Below are 22,527 nucleotides of genomic sequence, written 5' to 3'. Positions count from 1 at the left end.
AATGCACGTTACATCCCTTCCACGTCTCCTCATCGAACCCGCGGTCAGAACAGCGCTTGCCGAAGATCTGGGAATGGCCGGCGACGTCACCTCGGTCGCGGTCATTCCTGAAGATCATATGTCGACCGTCGTCATGGCCGCGCGTCAGCCCGGCGTTGTCGCCGGATTGGATGCGGCCGCCCTTGCATTCGAGCTGGTCGATCCCGCGATATCAGTCTCCCGGCACCTGCGTGAGGGAGCCCCGGTCGGGCCCGGTGACGTGATCGCCACCATCAGCGGACCCTCCAGAGGGATATTGACCGGTGAGCGCACTGCACTCAACTTCCTCAGCCATCTGTCCGGGATCGCAACGCTGACGGCATCGATCGTCGAAGCGGTCGCCGGTAGCGGTGCGGCCGTCGCCTGCACCCGCAAGACGACGCCGGGACTGAGGGCGCTCGAAAAATACGCAGTTCGCGCCGGCGGTGGGATGAACCACCGCTTCGCGCTGCATGACGCGATGCTGATCAAGGACAATCACATCGCCATCGCCGGGGGTGTCCGAGAGGCTCTGCGCCGCGCCAAGGCTTCAGCAGGGCATATGCTGAAAATCGAGATCGAAGTGGACACGCTCGAGCAGCTCCGGGAGGTCATGGACGAGGGGGTGGATGCGGTTCTGCTCGACAACATGAACCCGCATCAGTTGCGGGAAGCAGTCGGCATCGTGGCCGGTCGTGTGATCACGGAGGCCTCGGGACGGATCACGCCGCAAACCGCGCGCGATATCGCGGCATCGGGGGTCGATCTGATTTCGGTCGGCTGGATCACGCATAGCGCGCCGATCCTCGATATCGGTCTCGACTACCGTGATTGAACGTCGCTTGCTTGAGGTCGAAAGCAACCGCCACATTATCGCGTGATCGCCCTCGCATCCGGCGCGGATAAAATGCTAGCCTGCCGTAAAAGAAGACTACGGAGGCTTGAGATGACAAAGAAGACGTTGGGGGAGAAGACACTGCGGGACTGGCAGGCGCTTGCCGAAAAGGAGCTTCGCGCCTCGCCGGATACGCTCGTGTGGAAAACGCCCGAGGGGATAGACGTCAAGCCGCTCTACACCGAAGCCGATCTGGACGGTGTCTCGCAGCCGGTCTCGCTTCCGGGCTTCGCACCCTTCACGCGCGGTCCGCGCGCCACCATGTATGCGGGCCGGCCCTGGACGATCAGGCAATATGCGGGCTTCTCCACCGCCGAGGCATCCAACGCGTTCTACCGCAAGGCGCTGGCATCAGGCCAGCAGGGCGTCTCCGTCGCCTTCGATCTCGCCACCCATCGCGGTTACGATAGCGACCATCCGCGCGTCGAGGGCGATGTCGGCAAGGCGGGCGTTGCGATCGACAGCGTCGAGGACATGAAAATCCTCTTCGACAGCATTCCGCTGGAGAAGGTCTCGGTGTCGATGACGATGAACGGGGCGGTGATTCCGATCCTTGCGAATTTCATCGTCGCCGGCGAGGAGCAGGGCGTGTCGCGGGCAGCCCTTTCCGGCACCATCCAGAACGACATCCTCAAGGAGTTCATGGTCCGCAACACCTACATCTATCCGCCCGAGCCCTCGATGCGGATCGTTGCCGATATCATCGAGTACACCTCCAGGGAGATGCCGCGCTTCAACTCGATCTCGATTTCCGGCTATCACATGCAGGAAGCGGGTGCGACGCTGGTGCAGGAGCTTGCCTTCACGCTGGCCGACGGGCGTGAATATGTGCGGGCGGCAATCAACAAGGGTCTCGACGTCGACGAGTTTGCCGGCCGCTTGTCATTCTTCTTCGCGATCGGCATGAACTTCTTCATGGAAGCCGCCAAGCTGCGCGCCGCGCGTCTGCTCTGGACGCGGATTATGGAAGAGTTCGCGCCGAAGAAGGCGTCGTCGTTGATGCTGCGCACGCACTGCCAGACCTCAGGCGTATCGCTGCAGGAGCAGGATCCCTATAACAACATCATCCGCACCGCCTTCGAGGCAATGTCTGCCGTGCTCGGCGGCACGCAATCGCTGCACACGAATTCCTTCGACGAGGCGATCGCGCTGCCCACCGAATTCTCATCGCGCATCGCCCGCAACACCCAGCTCATCCTCCAGCACGAGACCGGCGTCACCAAGGTCGTCGATCCGCTGGCCGGATCCTACTATGTCGAGAGCCTGACGAACGAGCTTGCCGAAAAGGCCTGGGCGTTGATCGAGGAAGTCGAGGCGCTCGGCGGCATGACGAAGGCCGTCAACGAAGGGCTGCCGAAGCGGCTGATCGAGGAAGCCGCAACCCGGCGGCAGGCGGCGGTCGACAAGGGCGACGAGATCATCGTCGGCGTCAACAAGTACCGGCTGGAAAACGAAGAGCCGATCGACATCCTCGATATCGACAATAGTGCCGTGCGGGCCTCGCAGATCAAGCGTCTGGAAGAAACGCGGCACCGTCGCGACACGGCCAAGGTGGCGGAAACGCTGGACCGGTTGCGCGAGGTGGCTGAGAGCGGGAAGGGCAATCTGCTCGACGCTGCGGTAGAAGCAGCGCGGGCGCGCGCCAGCGTCGGTGAAATCTCGGATGCGATGCGCAGCGTTTTCGGCGACCATACGGCCGAGCCTGAGGTCGTCAAAAACGTCTATGGCGATGCCTATAGCGATGAGCCGGAGCTGCAGCAGTTGCGCACGCGAATGAATGCGATTTCGGAAGCACTGGGCGGGGCGCCGAAAATCATGGTCGCGAAGCTCGGACAGGATGGCCACGATCGTGGCGCCAAAGTCATCGCCTCGGCCTTCGGTGACATCGGCTTCGACGTGCTGGCAGGGCCGCTGTTCCAGACGCCGGAGGAAGCGGCGAATCTCGCGATATCGAGCAAGGTGCATGTAGTCGGCATGTCGTCATTGGCCGCCGGCCACAAGACGCTGGCGCCGCAGCTGATCAACGCGCTGAAGGCGAAGGGCGCCGAAAACATCATCGTTGTGGTCGGCGGCGTCATCCCCCGGCAGGATTACGCCTTCCTCACAGAGCATGGCGTTGCGGCGGTGTTCGGGCCCGGAACCAACGTCATGGACGCCGCCAATTCGGTGCTCGACCTGCTGGAGGGCAAGCGTCGAAACCAGTGAGGTTGTCATCTACCCCGGGTCCACCACTTCGGCCGCTAATATAAAGCGCCGGCTTGCGCTCCGCCCCACTTCCCCAAGTCGATGTTTCCGCTACATAACTGGCGGGAGAAACCGGTCGACGTCCATGAAACCTGATGAATTTGATTTTCTCGCCCATGACGGCGAGCTCGCCCGGCTTATCCGCGGCTTCGACTGGGAGAAGACGTCTCTCGGTCCACCTGCGCTTTGGCCGAACGCCGTGAAGGTCACGACCTCGACCATTCTGCAGTCGCCGGTGCCGATCGTGACACTCTGGGGCGAAGACGGCGTCATGATCTATAACGACGCCTATTCGGTCTTCGCCGGCGGCCGGCATCCGCAGCTTCTGGGATCGAAGGTGCGCGAGGGGTGGCCGGAGGTCGCCGATTTCAACGACAATGTCATGAAGGTGGGGTTGGCCGGCAAGACGCTCGCCTATCAGGATCAGGAGCTGACGCTCTTCCGGACAGGCAAGCCCGAACAGGTCTTCATGAACCTCGACTATTCGCCTGTCATGGATGAGGACGGTCGCCCGTGCGGCGTGATCGCGATCGTGGTCGAGACGACCGCCAAGGTGGCGGCCGAGCGCTGGCGCAACGGCGAGCAGGAGCGGCTGCGGCGCATGTTCGAGCAGGCGCCCGGCTTCGTCGCGATGATGCACGGCCCCCACCATGTCTTCGAGCTGACTAACGCGGCCTATAACCAGCTTGTCGGCGGGCGTAATGTTATCGGCATGTCGGTGCGCGATGCGCTGCCGGAGCTACACGGACAGGGCTATTACGAACTACTCGATGAGGTCTATACGTCGGGCGTCGCCTATGAGGGGCGGGCGCTGCCGGTTGATCTGCAGGTCTCCCCCGACGATCCGGTCGAACGCAAATATGTCGACCTCGTCTATCAACCGGTAACGGAACCGGATGGCAGCATCGTTGGCGTTTTCGTGCAAGGGTCCGATGTCACCGACCGCGTTGCGGCCGAGGAGGGGCTGCGGGCAGCCGAGCGGCAAAGCCGCCAGATCATGGACGGCGCCATCGACTATGCCATTCTCGCTCTCGATCTGGATGGGATCATTCTGCGCTGGAACGAGGGCGCGCGCCGCATTTTCGGATGGACCGAAGACGAGGTCGCCGGCAAGCATTGGCAGCTTCTCTTCACGCCCGAGGATCGCGCCGCCGACAAGGCGAGCGAGGCGATGGCGGCTGCACTGAGACAGGGCAACGCCCATCATGACCGCTGGCACCTGCGCAAATCCGGCGAGCGCTTCTGGGCCAATGGCGAGATACGCCCGATATGGGACGAGGACGGAACGCCCGTCGGTCTGGTCAAGGTTCTGCGCGACCGCACGGAAGAACACCTGACGGCGCAGGCGCTGAGCGAAGCCGAGGCGCGGCTGCGCCGGGCTCAGGAAGCCGGCGGTGTCGGCGTTTTTTCGCTCGATCTCGAAACCAATATCCTCAACGCCACGCCGGAATTCTGCAAGATCTACGGTTATGAAGATGCCGGCGATGTCCGCATCGAGACGCTGGAAGGGCTGATTGTCGAGGAAGACCGCGAGATCAGCTCCAACGGCAGGACGCGCGCGGCCGGCGCCTCGCCCTTGAACGTCGAGTATCGCATCCGCCGCGCCGACAACGGCCAGAAGCGCGTCATCGCCCGCAAGGGCGAGTTCGAGCGCGACGCCAGTGGTAAGCCATTGCGCTTCGTCGGCGTCGTGCAGGATGTGACCGACCGGCGCAAGGCGCAGCGCGAACTGAGGGAAAGCGAGGCCCGCTTCCGCGCGCTTGCTCAGGCGATCCCCAATCACGTCTGGACCGCACGGCCCGATGGCCAGCTCGATTGGTTCAACGAGCGTGTCTACGAATATGCCGGTGCCGCACCGGGCGAGCTCGACGGTGGTGCCTGGACCAAGATCGTCCACCCCGACGACTTCACCGCCATGGCCGACCGCTGGCGAGCCGCCTTGTCGTCGGGCCAGGCCTATGAAACTGATCTCAGGCTGCGGCGGGCCGATGGTTCCTATCGTTGGCACATCGCCCGCGCAGTGCCGTCGCGCGACGAGGATGGCCGCGTTTTCCGCTGGATCGGCACCAACACCGATATCGAGGATCAGCGCGAGACCCGCGCGAAGCTCGAGGCGTTGAACGAAACGCTCGAGCAGCGCGTCGCCGAGCGCACTGCCGATCGCGACCGGATGTGGCGGCTCTCGACCGATATCATGCTGGTCGCCGACTTCGAGGCCAGGATAACGGCCGTCAATCCGGCATGGAAGACGGTCTTCGACTGGGAGGAGAGCGAGCTCATCAACCGGTCTTTCCTCGATTTCATCCATCCCGAGGACATGGCGACGACGCTGGCCGAAGTCGGCAAGCTCAGCGAGGGTGCCACGACCTTCTCCTTCGAAAATCGCTACCAGGCTAAGGATAAAAGCTACCGCACCATTTCCTGGACTGCGGTTCCCTATGACGCGTCAATCCATGCGGTCGGCCGCGACGTGACGGAAGAGCGTGAGGCGGCGATCGCGCTCCGCAACACCGAGCTTGCCCTACAGCAGGCCCAGAAGATGGAGGCCATCGGCAATTTGACCGGCGGCGTCGCGCATGACTTCAACAATTTGTTGCAAGTGGTGGCGGGCAATCTCCAGCTTCTGTCGCGCGACGTTATCGGTAACGACAAGGCGCAGCGCAAGATCACCAACGCGCTGGCCGGTGTGGAACGCGGCGCCAAACTCGCGGCCCAGCTCCTCGCCTTCGGCCGCCGGCAGGCGCTCGATCCCCGCGTCGTCAATGCCGGCCGCTTGATCCGCGGTATGGACGAGATGATCCGGCGCACGATCGGCGAAGGCGTCGAGGTGGAGACGGTCGTCTCGGGCGGGCTGTGGAACACGCTGGTCGATCCGATGCAGATCGAGAACGCGCTGCTCAATCTCGCGATCAATGCCCGCGACGCGATGGAGGGCTTCGGCAATCTGACGATCGAGGCCGGCAACGCCTATGTCGACGACGCCTACGCGCGGCAGCACCAGGATGTCGTGCCCGGCCAGTATGTGTCGATTTCGGTGACCGACACCGGGGCGGGCATACCTTCCGACCTCTTGGACAAGGTGTTCGAGCCGTTCTACTCGACGAAGCCGGAAGGGAAGGGGACGGGGCTCGGCCTCTCCATGGTCTATGGTTTCGTCCGGCAATCGGGCGGACATGTGAAAATCTACAGCGAGGTTGGACACGGAACGACCGTGAAGATGTATCTGCCGCGCTCGCTGCAGCAGGAAGACCTTCAGGTCATAGATCCGCACGCCCCCGTCGAGGGCGGGCCGGAGACCATTCTCGTCGCCGAGGATGATGAGGGCGTGCGCACCACCGTGGTCGAAATGCTGCAGGAACTCGGCTACCGGGTTCTGAAGGCAGGCGATGCGGCGGCCGCCCTTTCGGTCATCGAGAGCGGTATCCACATCGACATGCTCTTCACCGATGTCGTCATGCCCGGACCGCTGAAAAGCAGCGAGATGGCGAAGAAGGCGAAGGAGCGGCTGCCTGGCCTCGCCGTGCTCTTCACCTCCGGCTACACCGAAAACTCCATCGTCCACGGCGGACGGCTCGATCCCGGCGTGCAGCTGCTCTCCAAGCCCTACACGCGCGAGGCGCTCGCCCGCAAAATCCGACATGTGATCGACGAAACGCAGAAGAACGCGGAGCGTCGAAAGGAGACATCTATCTCCGCCATGCCCGCGCCCGCCCCTCCGACCGCGTCACAGGCGCTGCGAGTGGTTCTGGTCGAAGACAATGCGCTGATCCGGATGGCGACCGCCGATATGCTGGCCGAACTTGGCCATGAGGTGCTCGAGGCAGAATCCGCCGAAGAGGCGCTCCCGCTCTTTGGCAGCGAGCCGATCGATGTGCTGGTGACCGATCTCGGTCTTCCAGGCATGTCGGGAGACGATTTCTGTCGCGAGGTGCGCAAGCGCTGGCCTGAGATCGGCATCGTTTTCGCGACGGGTTCGGAGAAGAAGCCCGAGATGGACGACAGTTCCAGGACAGTTCTGCTGCTCAAGCCACACGGGCTGGATGAGCTGAGGAATGCCTTGGACGCTGTCGGGGGAGCAATCTGAGCGGGCGATGCCGCTCGGCAGGGGGCATCGGCGATACTCTGCCCTTAAAATTTCAAAGCGGACGGCCAAAATCCTTGGCCGTCCGCTTTTTCAATTGACCAGTCGCGCCCTTATCGAGCGCCCGCCTGCAGGCCCGCCGCATCGGAAAGGATCGCGGTGGCTTCGTTCAGGAGAACGTCCTTGGCCTTCTTGCGCGCATTCTCCAGCGCGATATCGGCCGTCAGGCTGCGCTCGTTGGATTGCAGGCCGTCGTCGTTGGTGGTGTCGACGCCATCATCCAGCTGCGCGCGAGACTTCAAACGGTTTTCGCGCGCTGTCAGCTCCTTGCGGCGGTCGGCTTCGTTGAGTGAGATTACGCCCTTGTCGCGTTGCGCCTTCAATTCGGCAACGTCCTCTATAAGACGCTGGAAGTCCGGGTCGGTCTCCACGCGCTTGTCGTGAAGGGCCTGCAGCTTCGGCAGTTCGGCCTTGAGGTTGCCGGCCTGCTTGTAGCGCGCCGGCTTGATCTGCGCCCAGGGTAGCGCGTTGTCATAGCTGGTTTCGCCGAAGGTCTTCGGGTCGGAGAGGCCGGGAAGGGCGATGTCAGGGGTGACGCCGCGCAGCTGTGTGGTGCCGCCGTTGACGCGGAAGAACTGGGCGATCGTCAGCTTCAGCTCGCCGAATTTCGGCTTGTCGTTGCGCGCGACCTGGTCGAGATTGACCACGGTCTGCACGGTGCCCTTGCCGAAGCTCGGCTCGCCGATGATCACGCCACGGCCATAGTCCTGGATGGCGGCAGCGAAGATCTCGGAAGCGGACGCCGAGCCGCGATTGATCAAGACGCCGACCGGGCCGGTCCAAGCCGGTGTCGGCAGATCGTCGCTTTGAACCTCGACCTTGCCATCGGCGCCGCGCTGCTGAACCACCGGGCCCTTGCCGACGAACAGGCCGGTGAGGTCGATCGCTTCGGCAAGCGAACCGCCCCCATTGTTGCGCAGGTCGATCAGCACGCCGTCGACATTCTCCTGCTTGAGCTCGGTCAAGAGCTTGGCGACGTCGCGGCTGGCACTTCTATAGTCTTTATCGCCCTTTCGGCGGGCTTCGAAGTCTTCGTAGAAGGCCGGCAGCGTGATCACGCCGATCTTGCGGGTAACGTCGCCATCCTTGACCGGAAGAACGGCCTTCTTGGCCGCCTGCTTTTCGAGGCTGATCTTGTCGCGCACCAAGCTGATGACGCGATGACCGCCATCGGCGCCGGCGTCGGCAGGCAGGATATCCAGGCGAACGATCGAATCCTTCGCACCGCGGATCAACTGCACGACCTCATCGAGGCGCGTGCCCATCACTTCCTTGATCGGGCCGTCGGCGCCCTGGCCGACACCGGTGATACGGTCGCCGACCGCGAGCTTGCCGGAGAGCTGTGCTGGGCCGCCGGGAACGAGTTCGCGGATCGTGGTGTAATCGTCGCGCTCCTGCAGCACCGCGCCGATGCCAACCAGCGAAAGCTTCATCGAAATATCGAAATCGGCCGATGCGGTGGCGCCGAAATAATCGGTATGCGGATCGATCGACGTCGAATAGGCGTCCATGAAGGACTGGAAGACGTCGTCGCTCTTGTATTTATAGGCGCGCTCGAGCGCGTTCTTGTAGCGCTTGTCGAGCGTGTCTCGAATGGTGGCTTCCGTCTGGCCGCCGAGTTTCAGCCGCAGCCAATCGGCCTTCACCCGCTTGCGCCAGAGATCGTTGCTCTCGGCCTCGGATTGCGGCCAGGGTTTGCCGTCGCGCACCAGCGCGTAATCTTCCTGCGCGGTGAAATCGAAGCCCTTCTTCAGGAGATCGCGGGCATAGGTCATGCGATCGACAATGCGCTGTTCGTAGACATTGAAGATCGAGAAGGGGAGCTTGAGGTCTTCCTTCTTGATGGCGTCGTCGATCTTGGTGCTGTCGGCCATGAAGGTGTTGATGTCCGACTGCAGGAAGATCATCCGATCCGGATCGAGCGACTTGATGAAGCGATCCATGATCTTGACGGAGAGGCTGTCGTCGAGCGCGACCGGCCGATAGCTGTAGCGCGTCAAGAATTGCGCGCTCAGCTGCGCCGCCTGCTCCTGCTGCTTTTGCGGCGCCAAAACCGGCACCGGTCCCATGTCCAGTGCATGGGCCGTGGGCGCAATCGCCAGGAAAATGCCGAGGAAACCGTATTTAATGCGCATCAAGCTGTGATCCAATTCCGACTGCTCGCGTTTGTCTACAATGTAGGTGGAGCAATTATGGTTTTTTAGCAACCGGGTTGATTGGACGGATAAACGCTGACGTCGATATCATCTACAACTTTTGGTGAGATCGGTTGTGAAGGCAGACGATGTTCTCGCCGGCCCGTCACCTCAAACGAGCGTCTTGGCGGCTGCCAGGACCTCTTCGCCGACATGAACCTCGTGGCGGGTCTCGGGATATTTCCGGTCGCGAACATCCTCGGCGAACGCCCGGAAAGCGTTCACGCGCAGATCCTGCAGGCGCGCCTCCGCCGCCGCCAGATCGGCATATTGCTTGGCATGGCGCGGCACGCGGCTGGTGCCGGTTCCGAGCACGTCGCAGGAGAACAGATATTGGGAATCGCAGACGGCGCCGCAGCCCATTCCAAGCGTGATCAGCGGCGTCGAGCGCGTGATCCACTCGGCGATCGCGACGGGGACTACCTCCATCTCGACTGCCCAGGCGCCGGCCTGTTCATAGTCCTTCACCCGGCGGTAGATCGAGGCCGCTTCCTCGGGCGTCGTGCCGATCGCGCGGAAGTTGGTCCAGGTGGCCCAGCGTGGCACGAGGCCGACATGGCCACTGACGGGAATGCCTTCCTTCGCCATCGCCTCCAGCAGGCGCAGCGAACCGGCGAAATAGATACAGCTGGCGCCGAGATCGAGCGCGCGAAAACCCTCGCGGATGGCGCTCGATTCATCGTGGATGGCGCCCTGCACATGGGCTGCCTGGATGAAGGCGGTGGGGGCGGCCTTGCGTATCCTTGGCAGCTGCTCGTCGACTTCGCAGGTGAACATCTCGATGCCGGCTTCAGTGGCGGCGGCGGCCTCCGCTGGGCTGTCGACATGCATGGTCAGGAATTGACGCTTGCCCTTGAGCGCTCTGAGATCGGCCACGGTCAATGCGCGGGTCATGCCTGGTTGCCTTCCTGGGCTTGCCTGCGGGCGTTTTCGCGTTGCAGCTTCTTCTGCCAGCGCGCGTTCATCGCTTCATCGCCATCCTTGGTGCCGTCGTGCCAGGTGCCGAACCACTTGTCGAACGGGATCAGGCCGTCGGCATAGTTCACCTCGAAATACTTGTGGTGGAGGTAGTGGGCATAGGCATGCGTATCGAGCCCGCCTTCCTCGCCAGCCTCGATCTTGTCGAAGCCGACATGGCCGACCACCGCGCCGAGCGCCAGCGAATGCAGATTGTAGATGGCGACGAGCGGATGCGAGAAGATCACCAGATGGATCAGCGCTTCACCGAAGAAGAGCAGGTGCTCGACCGGGTGCATGGCAAGCGATGACCAGGGCGACGGATTGACCGAGTTGTGGTGCACCGAATGCACGAGCTTGTAGAGAACAGGAATATGCAGCGCGCGGTGGATCGCGAAGAAGTAGGCTTCGTGGAACACAGGCACGAAGAGCACGATGCAGGCAAGCCAGACCGGATTGTCTTGGAACGTCGCCATCGGCACGTAGTTGTTGGCGAATGCCCAGAGCGTCACGACCTCGATCGCGGTCCAGATCGTGACGCCGGTGCCGACGCCGCGAATGATGCTGTCATAGGCCTGCGAGCCGAATAGGAAGACGGTGTTCTTCTTGTCGGCCGGGAAATTCGGATTGTACTTGAAACGGTTTTCCTGGCGGCGAAGCTTGTAGAGCCGCAGCTCGATTACGCCGTAGAACAGGAAGAACGCCGCGAGGTTGCGCGCGAAGACGAGCGCGATCCAGCCGACGGAGAAGGTCTTTGTCGTCTCGGTGCCTGGTGTCAGGAAAAACCAGAAGATCGCCGCGGTGACCATGAAGAAGGCGTTCCACGGAAAGAAATAGTTCGGCAGCCACTTCAGGAATTTCAGAGGATTTGGCGGCAGGACGAAGACCGGCGCCGGCGTCAGCACGCCATCAGGCGTCCAATGGCCTCTCTTGTCTCTCTTGCCGAATTTTGAATCGTCCATGACTTGCCTCCCGCATGCGTCATTGGTGTTTCGAATTCTTTATCTGCCGGCATCGGTCGCGCTGCGATCAGGCTGCCAGCAGCGACTTCAGCTTGGTGTCGGCCTGCGCGAGTGCCGTGGGATCGACTGCTCGGCCCGCGGCGATCAACATTTCCGCCAACCGGATGTCGCGGGCGATGCTATTGCCCGGACCGATGCCGCTCGCCGAGAGCAGCCGCCCGTCCGCGCCGATCTGGAAGATGATGAAGGCGCCCTCGCCGACTTCGCGGCGAACCGACGTGACGGTGCCTTCCGCAAGCCCGGCCACCTGAAGCGTCAGGTCGTATTGATCCGACCAGAACCATGGCACGGCGCTGATCCGCTCGTCCGCACCCATGAGATTGGCCGCCGCGAGCATCGCCTGCTCCTGGGCGCTGCGCCAGGATTCAAGCCGGACGCGCCTTCCGCCGTAAACCGGGATCGGGAAGGAGCAGCAGTCGCCGGCGGCGAAGATGTCGGGGTCGGTCGTCCTGAGATGGTCATCGACCATGATGCCGTTTTCGATCGTCAGCCCCGCCTTTTCCGCGAGCTCGACATTCGGGATCGAGCCGATGCCGATCACCGCGATGTCGGCATCGATCGTCCGGCCGCCGGTCAGGCTGATCGAGACGCCGTTGGCACCAATCTCGAAGTTCTCGATCCGGCTCTCGCACAGGATCTCGACACCGGCTGTCTTGTGGCGCGAGGCGACCGCATGGGCGATATCCTCGGGCACGCCGCGCGAGAGGATGCGTGGCAGGCCCTCGATGAGCGTCACGGTGGCGCCAAGCCCGCGCGCGATGGCCGCGAGTTCGAGGCCGATGAAGCCGCCGCCGACGATGGCGAGCCGGCTACCCTCGTGCAGATGCCGCTTGATCGCCAGCGCATCGGCATGGGTGCGAAGCGTCAGAACGCGCTCGGATCGTTCGGCGATGCCGGGAAGTGGACGTGGGCGGGCGCCGGTCGCAAGCAGCAGCTTGTCATAGGCGAGCGTGGTTCCGTCCGACAGTTCGACGGTCTTGTTCGATCGGTCGATCCCGATCGCGTCGGCGCCCAGGCGAACGTCGATACCGCGCTCCTTGTAGCCATTGGCATCCATGATGAACTTCGGATCGGCGCCCTCGAGGATACCGTTCTTCGACAGCGGCGGCCGCTCGTAGGGGTGAAGCGGCTCCGCGCCCACAAGCGTGATCGTGCCGTCGAAATTGCGCTCGCGAAGCTGCAGCGCGGCACGTCCGCCGCACTCGCCGGCGCCAATGATAACGATTGAGGACATGGCTGTCTCCGTACTACCGGTTCACTTGATGTCAGGCGGGATGGCGAGCAGGACTTCGCCCGCTTCGATCTTCGCCTGGTAGGTGTTGAGGCTCTTGCAGGCCGGCGGCCGGCGCGGCGTGCCGGTGCGATAGTCGAAGGCGCCCGAGTGCTTGGGACATTCGATCTCGTAATCCATCACGAGGCCGTCGGCGAGATGAATGGCCTCGTGCGAACAGAGACCATCGGTGCAGAACACCTCATCCTCGGGGGAGCGGTAGACCGCGTAAGTGCGACCGCCATGGTCGAAGCGCATGACGCCTTCCTGCTCGATGTCGTCAAGACGACAGACTGATACCCAGCTCATGATGTGTCTCCCTTCACTCCTCCAGACATGACAGAATATCCGTCCGCGCCCACGGCGGCGCAACGCCGATATTGACGCAAATGCATCATTCGCTAAGCTCGCGGGTCAGGAGCGAAGGAGGATGTTTCGTGGCCAGAAAGCCGAGCATGGACGACGTCGCGGCGACGGCCGGCGTTAGCCGTATCACTGTCGATCGGGTGCTGAACGGTCGTGGCGGCGTCAAGCCGAAGACCGAACAGCTGGTCATCGAAACTGCAAGGGCGCTCGGCGTCGACCGCGCTCTCACGATGATGCCGACGCGTATTCTGCGCATCGGCGTGGTGCTGCAGAACAATGTGAATTCCTATTACGTGAAGCTCCGCGAAGGCTTCCTGCGCTCGGCGCAGCAATACAAGCGCTACAACATCCGCGTCACGTTCTGGTATTTCGAACAGATCAAGGCCGACGCCGCGATCAAGACGCTGGCGAAGGCTGCGGCCGAATGCGACGGGCTCGTCGTCATCCTGTTCGATGACCCTGATGTGACCGCGACGGTGGATCATCTGTCGCGCAAGATCCCCATCGTCACCGTGGCCTCCGACCTGCCGGGCACCGGCCGGATCGGCTATGTCGGCTCGAACGCTGTTCAGGAGGGGCGCACGGCGGGCGCACTCATGGGGCGTTTTCTCGGTGATACCGGCGGCGACGTGGTGGTTATCGTCGGCCTTCACCAGTTGCTGGAGCATGAGCAGCGCGCGGTGGGCTTTCGCGATACCGTGGGCCGGGATTATCCGAACTGTCGGGTGGTCGAGACGTTTCAGAGCTACGAGCAGGAGAACATTCGCAAGGATTTCCGCGCGCTCCTGCGCCGCCACCCCGCGCTGCGCGGCGTCTACAACATGTCGGTGGGCAACCCTGTGCTCGCCGAGGAACTGAAGGCGATCGGTAAGGACCAGTCCGTCTGCGTCATCACCCACACCGTGACGCCGGAGCGGGTGGCGTTGATGGATGACGGCGTCGTCGACGCGATCATCGACCGCGAGCCCTTTCTTGAGGCGCGGCGCGCGATTGAAATCCAGCTCCACTATGCTGGTCGTTTTGCCAAGGACGACATAACGCCTCCCCAGCGGCCTCGGATTTTCCTGCGCGAGAATGTCCGCTTCGAATAATCGTATCGCGAGATCGCCAGTGGTTCCCGAAGTGCCACGCGCTGCCCGAGCGTCGAAATTGAGAAAATGATGAGAAAACGTTTTCTCACGTTGACTTTGCATTTGGGAAACGCTTTTCTCACCTCCGCGAGAAGGAGGAGATCGCGTGGTCGCTCGGAGCAACCGTGTCACAATTCATGACGTCGCCAAGGCTGCGGGCGTCAGCGTTTCGACGGTGTCGAAGGCGCTGAACGATACCGGCCGGATGGCGTCGGAGACACGCGAGAAGATCAAGTCGATCGCAGCCGAAGCCGGCTTCCGGCCGAATGCATTGGCGCGTAGCCTCCTCTTCAACAGAAGTTTCACGGTGGGGCTCCTCACCAACGATACCTATGGCCGCTTCACCCTGCCGCTGATGTCGGGGATATCGGAGGCGCTAGTCGATCATGGCGTCTCGGTCTTTCTCTGCGCCATCGAGGATGATCCAGCGCTCGCCAAGGTTCATGTCGACGCCATGCTGGACAAGCAGGTGGATGGCATCATCGCGACGGGCAAGCGGGTCGACAGGTCTCTCCCGGTCGATCTCGCTGGCCTGCCGGTGCCGGTCGTCTACGCCTTTACCGAGGGCGTCCCCGGGAGCGTCATCCTGACGGCGGATGATTCCGACGGCGCGCGGCTTGCCGTCGAGCGGCTTCGCAAGGTCGGGCGCAAGAGGATCGTGCATGTAACCGGTCCCGACAGTTTCGTCTCGGCCGTGGAGCGCGCCGATGCCTTTCGCCAGGCCGTCGGTCCGGATGCGCTCGTCATGCACGGCGCGTGGACGGAGGCCTGGGGACATGAGGCCGTCGCCATGCTTTGGGGCGGCGACAAGCCGACGCCGGACGGCATTTTCTGCGGTAACGACCAGATCGCGAGAGGGGTGGTGGACGCCTTGCGTGAGCGGGGCGTGCGGGTGCCCGAGGATGTGTCGATCATCGGTTTCGACAACTGGGAGATCTTCGCCGACCAGACGCGGCCGGCGCTGACGACGGTCGACATGAATTTGAAGGAGCTCGGCCGCACGGCCGGGCTGACGATCTTGGATCTTGCCGAGGGACGGGCTGTGGAGGCCGGACTGCGCAAGCTTCCATGCAAGCTGGTTGTTCGCCAGTCCTGTGGTGGAGACCGGGAAATCTAACGGGAGGCGGGGCGCGTTTGCCCCATGATTTGGAGGAAATCATGCATAAGAGAATGCTTGCAGCGACGGCTTTGCTGTCAATATGCCTGTGCTCGGCGGCATCCGCCGAAACCGTCAGCATGTGGGTGCGTTCGGGCAGCGGCGGCGGCGCCTTCAAGGCGGTCATCGACGCTTATAACGCCGCCAACCCTGATAAGGTCGAGCTCACGGAAATCCCTTCGGACCAGATGGTCCAGAAATATGCCACGGCGGTTGCCGGCGGCCAGGCGCCCGACGCGATCTCGCTGGACCTGATCTACACCCCGTCCTTTGCGTCCGCCGGCCAACTCGAGGACATGACGGACTTCGCCAAGTCGCTGAGCTACTTCAACGCGCTGGCGCCCGCTCACGTCAAGCAGGGCACCTATGAAGGCAAGGTCTACGGCCTGCCGCTCTTGGTCGAGACCTCCGTCTTCGCCTGGAACAAGGGCCTCTACAAGAAGGCCGGCCTCGATCCCGAGAAGGCGCCGACGTCATGGGAAGAGATCACCGCCAATGCGGAGAAGATTCGCAAGCTCGGCGGCGATGACTACGGCTTCTATTTCTCGGGCGGCGGCTGTGGTGGCTGCATGATCTTCACCTTCGCGCCCCTCGTCTGGGGTGCGGGCGCGGATATCCTCTCCGAGGATGGAAAGACCGCGGCGCTGGATACGCCCCAGATGCGAAAGGCCGTCGAAGACTATCGTGCGATCGTCAAGTCGGGCGCCGTGCCTGCCAGTGCCGCGACCGATAACGGCGTGGACTTCCTGAAGTTCCTCGGCGGCAAGATCGGCCAGCAGAGCCTTGGCGCTTTCGCCATCGGCACCATGATCACGCAGCATCCGGAGCTTGACTTCGGCGTGACGATGATCCCCGGCGTCGACGGCAAGCCGTCGTCCTTTGCCGGCGGCGACAACATCGTCGTCACCAAGGGCACGCCGCATGTCAGCCAGATCCAGAAGTTCCTGCAGTTCGTCTATTCCGAGGAGGGACAGACGATCATGGCCAAAAATGGCAGCCTGCCGACGCGCACCGATATCGCCGAGCAGGTCCTGAAGGGACAGGATCCGCGCCTGCTCGTGGCAGCCGATGCGATCAAGGTTGCCAAAACGCCCTATACGCTGCAGTTCAACGATCTGATCAACAGCCCGAACAGCCCGTGGTCGCAATTCATCAATGCCGCCATGTTCGGCGATGACGTCGACGGCGCATTCGCCAACGGCCAGGCCGACATGCAGTCGATCATCGACAGCGCACAATAATGCTTCAGGACGGGATCGCGACCCGATCCCGTCCTGTCATTCCCGAAAATAGAACGAGATCAAAGATGACGACTGAAATCATCTCCGTCTCTCCGAAGCGCAGGCGGCGGCGGAGAGGGGGCTGGCGGGGCGTTGCCTATATCGCGCCCGCAATCGCCCTGGTGACCGTGTTCTTCGTGTTGCCGCTGCTCTTCACCGTCTGGATGAGCCTGCACCGCTGGCCGCTCATGGGATCGCCGCGCTGGATCGGCATCGGCAACTACACGCGCATGTTCAACGATCCGCGTTTCTGGACATCGCTTGGCTTCACCGCGCAATACACGCTTGTTGTCACGATCGCGATCTTCGCGCTGGCGTTTCCGCTTGCCTTTTTCGTCGACAAGCCGCGCCGCTTCGTGTCGGCGTATCGAACGATTATCTTCCTCCCCGTGGTTATCGGCCTGGCTTCAGCGTCGCTTCTTTGGGTCTGGCTCGCCAATGTCGATAGCGGCCTGTTCTCGCCCGTCTTCGAAATGCTTGGCCTCACCCAGGGGCGGCGCAACCTGCTCGCAACCTTCGACAGCGCCTTCCTGACGATCATCGTCATGGTCGTGTGGAAGGTCGCCGGCTTCACGATGATCATTCTTCTGACCGGCCTGCAGGGCATTCCGGCGGAGCTGACCGAAGCGGCGCGCATCGATGGCGCCGGCGCCTGGCAGCGCTTCCGCCATCTGACGCTGCCCTTGATGCGCAGAACCATGGCGCTCGCGCTCATCCTGTCGGTCACCGGTTCGATCCTCGCCTTCGACCAGTTCTACATCATGACATCAGGTGGACCGCAAAACCGCATGATCTCGATCGTCTACTACATCTTCAATCAGTCCTTCGTGTCGTTCAATCTCGGCTACGGCGCGGCTCTTTCCATCGCGCTGCTCGTCATCCTGGTGGCGCTCAGCATCGTGCAGCTCTGGCTGCTCAAGGTTGGGGAGGATCGTCCATGACCGGCCGTACAGTCCTTCGCGCCCGCCGCAATGCGCGGCGCGCCACAAGCTATCACGTCGCCGGTGCCGCGATCGTCGTGTTCTTCCTGGCGCCGTTTGCGATCATGCTCATGTCATCGTTTCGCCCGCGCAGCGAAACGGCGCTGCCGCCATGGCCGCTCACCGGCATCAGCCGGCTCAGCGTCGATGCCTACCGAACACTCGATACGTTTGGCGCCGGCATCTGGCATCATATGCTGAACTCGCTGATCGTCTCGGTCGCGACGGTGGTGCTCACGGTGGCGATCAGCCTGCTCGCGGGCTACGGCTTCTCGCGTTACCGGTTCCCGTTCAAGAACGTGCTGTTCATCCTGATCATCGCCACCTTGATGATCCCGTTCCAGTCGATCCTGACGCCGCTTTTCATCATTCTCTCGCGGCTGGGGCTGAACAATTCGCTGTTCGGGCTGACGCTCGTCTACGTCACGCTGCAGCTACCCTTTTCCGTCTTCATGATGCGCAATGCGTTCGACGCGGTACCCAAGGAGATCGAGGAAGCCGCTCGCATCGATGGCGCGCGCGATCTCGGTCTTCTCGCCCGCGTGCTGTTTCCGCTGGTGCTGCCGGGTGTCGTCACCGTCGCGATCTTCGCCTTCCTCAATGCCTGGAACGAGTTCTTCGCGGCACTCGTGCTTTTGTCCAGCAACGAGAAATTCACGCTGCCGGTGCTGATGACCGCGGTGCGCTCATCCAGAATGGGCGCCATCGATTGGGGTGCGGTGCAAGCCGGCGTCGTCGTCATGGTCATCCCCTGCCTGCTCGTCTTCCTGCTTTTGCAACGCTTCTACATGCGCGGCCTGATGGCCGGCGCCGTCAAGTAATTCAAAGGAGAATTTGAAACATGACTACCGAAAACAAGAGCCAGTTCCGCCCGGTCGCCGTTCCCGATGTCGAGCTCAACGGCTTCTGGGGCAAGTGGCAGGATGCGGTGTGCGATTCCACGGCGGCGATCCTGCTCGATCGCTGCGAAAAGGCCGGCATGATCCAGGCGATCGACGTGAACCAGCCGAGCCCCGGCGTCGTCATCCCGATCGACGAGAAGTGGACCGGCTCGACGCAGATGTTCTGGGATTCCGATCTCGGCAAGTCGATCGAAACCATCGCTTACTCGCTCTACCGCAAGCCGAATGCCGAGCTTGAGGCGCGTGCCGACGCCATCATCGACATGTATGAAAAGCTGCAGCAGGAGGACGGCTATGTGAATGCCTGGTTCCAGCGCGTGCAGCCCGGCAAGCGCTGGACAAACCTGCGCGACCATCACGAGCTCTATTGCGCCGGCCATCTCATGGAAGCCGCCGTCGCCTATTACCAGGCAACCGGCAAGCGCAAGCTGCTCGACATCATGTGCCGCTATGCCGACCACATGATCACGGTCTTCGGCCATGGCGAAGGCCAGATACCCGGCTATTGCGGCCACCAGGAAGTGGAGCTCGCGCTGGTGAAGATGGCGCGCGTCACGGGCGAGCAGAAATACCTCGACCTCTCCAAGTTCTTCATCGACGAGCGCGGCAAAGAGCCCCACTTCTTCACCGCCGAAGCCATCCGCGGCGGCCGCGATCCGAAAGACTATGTGCACAAGACCTACGAATACAGCCAGGCGCATGAAGCCGTGCGCGAGCAGGAGAAGGTCGTCGGCCACGCCGTGCGTGCCATGTACCAGTATTCCGGCATGGCCGACATCGCCACCGAATACCATGACGATACGCTGACCAATGCGCTGGAGACGCTGTGGGACGACCTCACGGTCAAGCAGATGTATGTCACCGGCGGTATCGGCCCGGCGGCGATCAACGAGGGCTTCACCGATTACTACGACCTGCCCAACGACACCGCCTATGCCGAAACATGCGCCTCCGTCGGCCTTGTATTCTGGGCAAGCCGCATGCTTGGCCGAGGCCCGAACCGCCGCTACGCTGACGTCATGGAACAGGCGCTCTATAACGGCGCGCTGACCGGCCTTGCGCTCGACGGCAAGACCTTCTTCTACGACAACCCGCTCGAAAGTACCGGCAAGCACCACCGCTGGGTCTGGCACCGTTGCCCCTGCTGCCCGCCGAACATCGCCCGCCTCGTTGCCTCCGTCGGCTCCTACATGTATGCGGCTGCCGACAACGAGATCGCCGTTCATCTCTATGGTGAGAGCAGCGTCAAGGCGAAGCTCAAGGGCGCCAACGTCAAGCTGACGCAGCACACCGATTATCCATGGAATGGCGATATCCGCATCGACGTCGATGTCGATGTTGATGTCGGGGGCACGGCCGAGTTCGGCCTCGCGCTGCGCATTCCCGAATGGGCCGAGGGCGCCTCGCTGAAGGTGAACGGCGAGACGGTCGATCTGGCCTCGTCGGTGATCGACGGCTATGCGCGGCTCAATCGCGCTTGGAAGAAGGGCGATGTCATCGCGCTCGATCTTCCGCTGGAGCTTCGCCCGCAATACGCCTCGCCGAAGGTCCGCCAGGACGTCGGCCGCGTCGCGCTCGCCCGCGGCCCGCTGATCTACTGCGTCGAGGAAACCGACAACGGCCACGATCTCAACGCCTTTGTCGTCCCGCAGAAGCTCGCCGGTCACCGGACGAAGACGATCGAAGGGCTGAACGGTGCGGTAGCCGTCGAGCTCGACGTTTCCAGGGAAGACGCGAGCGGCTGGAACGGTTCGCTCTATCGCACCCGTCCGGCCGAGCAGGTGCCGGCGACCGTCACGCTCGTGCCCTATCATCTCTGGGACAATCGCGAGCCGGGCGCCATGCTGGTCTGGCTCCAGACCGGGAAGTAGGCCGATGGTCTCGATGGAAACAGCGAGCGTCTCGCTCAAGGACGTGCGAAAATCCTACGGCAGCCTGCCTGTCGTGCACGGCATCGATCTCGACATCAAGGAGGGGGATTTCGTCGTTTTCGTCGGCCCCTCCGGCTGCGGAAAATCGACCCTGCTCAGGATGATCGCCGGCCTGGAGGAGGTGACCGATGGCGAGATCAGCATCAAGGGGCGGGATGTCACCGATCTCGACCCCTCCGATCGCGGCATTGCCATGGTCTTCCAGTCCTACGCGCTCTATCCGCATATGTCGGTGCGCGAAAACCTCGCATTCGGCTTGAAGATGGCAAAGACAGACGCGGCGGAAATCAAGCGCCGCGTGGACGAGGCGGCCGGCATCCTGAAGATCGACCATCTTCTCGACCGACGTCCCGGCCAGCTCTCCGGCGGCCAGCGGCAGCGCGTGGCCATCGGCCGCGCGATCGTTCGCGAGCCCGATGTCTTCCTGTTCGACGAGCCGCTGTCGAACCTCGACGCGGAGCTGCGCGTCTCCATGCGTATCGAGATCGCCAGGCTCCATCGCGAGCTCGGCAACACGATGATCTATGTGACGCATGATCAGACCGAGGCGATGACGCTGGCCGACCAGATCGTCGTGCTTCGAAACGGACGGGTCGAGCAATCGGGATCGCCACGCGAGATCTACGAAAACCCGTCCAACATGTTCGTCGCCGGCTTCATCGGCTCGCCCCGGATGAACTTCCTGAAGGCGGTCGCTCAGGGCAATGGTCGCTTCGACATCGCGGCTAAGAGCTTCGAGGATCAGGGATTGCCGGCGAGCCTTCAGCGCGGAGCGGAGTTCATGATCGGCATTCGGCCGGAGCATATCGTGATCGGCGAGGCCGGCGATCGGTCGATCGCCGCGCGCGTCGAGTTCTTCGAATATCTTGGCGGCACGCGATACATCTACTGCGCGCTCGAAGACGGGCAGAACCTCGTCGTCGAGCAGAGGGCAGGGCCCGACATCGAGCCCGGCGCGGTGATCGCGCTCGATCTGTCGTCCAGCCAGCGGCTGTTCTTCGATGCCGAGGGAGGGCGCATGCGCGCTTAGAAGAGCGTCAGGCTCGGGCGAGCGGGAACAGCTTCCCTCGAAAAAGGAGCAAGATCGTTCCCGCCGCCAACAGGGCGATTGCTGCGGTCACCAGCCAGAGCAACGGCATGGCGAGCATCGACAGGATGCCCTGTTCGCCTCGGGCGACCATGCGGATCAGATCGGCGGTGAGCGCGGTCAGACCGAAGGAAAAGGCCCAATAGGACGCCGCGAATGGTTGCTTCATGACCCATGGAAGAAGGCGAAGCGCCAGAAGCAGCTGCAGCACGGCGTAGCCCACCATGGCATGGGCCAGCAGATCCGGCGCTCCGTTCGTCACGCTCAGATAGGCGGCGGCGCCGACTGCTGGCGGTGCGAGCTGGATGCCGATCGTCGGCCGCAGGGGTTCTGCCAGTTCCGTTGCATTCAAGAGCCGGTTCAAGATGACAGATTCCATCGCCAGCCACGAGAAGAAGCCTGCGCCGAACGCCAGTTGCGCCAGATCGGAATAGCCGAGCGCTGCGCCGACGATTGCCGCGACATAGCATCCGGCAACCGTCGGGAGATAGAGGACAGGCGTCGTCGTGGTCTGATCGCGTCCGCCCTGCCACAGGGCACCGGTCCGCCATATCGCGAAGGCGAGCGTCCAGAGCAGGCCTATCCAATAGAATGCCAGCGCCAGCGCGCCGGAAAACGGCGCGACCATCGCTGCGCAAAGCATGGTGGCGACGCCGATGAGGCCGATGAAGCAGCACTGCACGGGATGCACGATCTCCTTGCGCGCTTCCTCCGCGAAGAGGATCCACTTCAATCCATAGAGACAAACGAGCACGAGCCAGACGGCAAGCGCGAGAAGTGCAATGCCATCCCCGACAGTGGTGGGAAGCCCGAAGTGACCGACCGCTGCCCGCCAGGCGTTGGCAAGGCCTGCGATGCCGAGCACAATGCCGAAGGCAGACGCGGGAACGACAGGCAGCCACTTTCGTGGGGCTGCGGTCGTCTCACCAGCTTGCGATGGCATTGCGGTCATG

16 protein-coding genes are annotated in these 22,527 nt (G+C 62.7%); 10 read left to right on the top strand and 6 right to left on the bottom strand.

The window, feature by feature from the left end; translation table 11 throughout:
- Position 1: 1 nt before the first annotated feature.
- From nadC to J5286_RS27485, 3 genes are all read left to right on the top strand, one after another.
- Entirely contained in the window at positions 2-853 is an 852-nt protein-coding gene (gene nadC, locus J5286_RS27495; RefSeq protein WP_209193156.1) for a carboxylating nicotinate-nucleotide diphosphorylase, read from the top strand.
- A 126-nt stretch (positions 854-979) separates the two neighbouring features.
- Entirely contained in the window at positions 980-3,118 is a 2,139-nt protein-coding gene (gene scpA, locus J5286_RS27490; protein ID WP_209193374.1) for a methylmalonyl-CoA mutase, read from the top strand.
- A 124-nt stretch (positions 3,119-3,242) separates the two neighbouring features.
- Positions 3,243-7,241 carry a hybrid sensor histidine kinase/response regulator gene (locus tag J5286_RS27485; protein WP_209193155.1) on the top strand — a complete coding sequence of 1,333 codons (3,999 nt, stop codon included), beginning with the start codon at positions 3,243-3,245 and terminating at the stop codon, positions 7,239-7,241.
- 110 nt (positions 7,242-7,351) lie between these two features.
- Here the strand turns inward: J5286_RS27485 and J5286_RS27480 are convergent, their stop codons facing one another.
- The 5 genes from J5286_RS27480 to J5286_RS27460 all read right to left on the bottom strand — a co-directional run bounded on the left by J5286_RS27480 (position 7,352) and on the right by J5286_RS27460 (position 13,051).
- Positions 7,352-9,433 carry a carboxy terminal-processing peptidase gene (locus tag J5286_RS27480; RefSeq protein WP_209193154.1) on the bottom strand — a complete coding sequence of 694 codons (2,082 nt, stop codon included), beginning with the start codon at positions 9,431-9,433 and terminating at the stop codon, positions 7,352-7,354.
- A 171-nt stretch (positions 9,434-9,604) separates the two neighbouring features.
- A complete protein-coding gene (locus J5286_RS27475) occupies positions 9,605-10,387 on the bottom strand; it encodes a 3-methyl-2-oxobutanoate hydroxymethyltransferase (protein WP_209193153.1) in 783 nt (260 codons plus the stop codon).
- Positions 10,384-11,412, bottom strand: coding sequence for a sterol desaturase family protein (locus J5286_RS27470; RefSeq protein WP_209193152.1), 1,029 nt, complete (start codon positions 11,410-11,412; stop codon positions 10,384-10,386). Before J5286_RS27470 ends, J5286_RS27475 begins: the two co-directional genes overlap by 4 nt.
- 67 nt (positions 11,413-11,479) lie before the next feature.
- On the bottom strand, positions 11,480-12,706 hold the full coding sequence (locus J5286_RS27465; protein ID WP_209193151.1) for an NAD(P)/FAD-dependent oxidoreductase: 1,227 nt from the start codon (positions 12,704-12,706) through the stop codon (positions 11,480-11,482).
- 21 nt (positions 12,707-12,727) lie between these two features.
- Positions 12,728-13,051, bottom strand: coding sequence for a MocE family 2Fe-2S type ferredoxin (locus J5286_RS27460; RefSeq protein ID WP_209193150.1), 324 nt, complete (start codon positions 13,049-13,051; stop codon positions 12,728-12,730).
- Between the two features lie 128 nt (positions 13,052-13,179).
- Between J5286_RS27460 and J5286_RS27455 the strand changes: the two genes are divergently transcribed.
- From J5286_RS27455 to J5286_RS27425, 7 genes are all read left to right on the top strand, one after another.
- The gene (locus J5286_RS27455; protein ID WP_209193149.1) at positions 13,180-14,199 is read left to right on the top strand and encodes a LacI family DNA-binding transcriptional regulator; all 1,020 of its coding nucleotides are present in this window, start codon (positions 13,180-13,182) and stop codon (positions 14,197-14,199) included.
- A 145-nt stretch (positions 14,200-14,344) separates the two neighbouring features.
- On the top strand, positions 14,345-15,355 hold the full coding sequence (locus J5286_RS27450) for a LacI family DNA-binding transcriptional regulator (RefSeq protein WP_209193148.1): 1,011 nt from the start codon (positions 14,345-14,347) through the stop codon (positions 15,353-15,355).
- Between the two features lie 41 nt (positions 15,356-15,396).
- A complete protein-coding gene (locus J5286_RS27445; protein ID WP_209193147.1) occupies positions 15,397-16,635 on the top strand; it encodes an ABC transporter substrate-binding protein in 1,239 nt (412 codons plus the stop codon).
- 65 nt (positions 16,636-16,700) lie between these two features.
- Complete coding sequence (locus J5286_RS27440; RefSeq protein WP_047504865.1) at positions 16,701-17,615, top strand: carbohydrate ABC transporter permease; 915 nt, start codon at positions 16,701-16,703, stop codon at positions 17,613-17,615.
- On the top strand, positions 17,612-18,475 hold the full coding sequence (locus J5286_RS27435; protein ID WP_112435368.1) for a carbohydrate ABC transporter permease: 864 nt from the start codon (positions 17,612-17,614) through the stop codon (positions 18,473-18,475). The genes J5286_RS27440 and J5286_RS27435 overlap by 4 nt, the downstream gene beginning before the upstream one ends.
- 20 nt (positions 18,476-18,495) lie before the next feature.
- Positions 18,496-20,427, top strand: a complete 1,932-nt coding sequence (locus J5286_RS27430; RefSeq protein WP_209193146.1) for a glycoside hydrolase family 127 protein — start codon at positions 18,496-18,498, stop codon at positions 20,425-20,427.
- 13 nt (positions 20,428-20,440) lie between these two features.
- Positions 20,441-21,517 carry an ABC transporter ATP-binding protein gene (locus tag J5286_RS27425; RefSeq protein ID WP_209193373.1) on the top strand — a complete coding sequence of 359 codons (1,077 nt, stop codon included), beginning with the start codon at positions 20,441-20,443 and terminating at the stop codon, positions 21,515-21,517.
- Positions 21,518-21,524: 7 nt separating this feature from the next.
- Here the strand turns inward: J5286_RS27425 and tehA are convergent, their stop codons facing one another.
- Positions 21,525-22,517 (bottom strand): dicarboxylate transporter/tellurite-resistance protein TehA, encoded by a 993-nt coding sequence (tehA, locus tag J5286_RS27420; protein WP_449090046.1) that lies wholly within the window; start codon positions 22,515-22,517, stop codon positions 21,525-21,527.
- Positions 22,518-22,527 lie beyond the last annotated feature (10 nt).

This window comes from Rhizobium sp. 16-488-2b (genome assembly GCF_017741815.1).
Lineage (GTDB): Bacteria > Pseudomonadota > Alphaproteobacteria > Rhizobiales > Rhizobiaceae > Rhizobium.
Note: the sequence above shows the minus strand (reverse complement) of the source record. Positions and strands in the feature narration are given on the sequence as shown.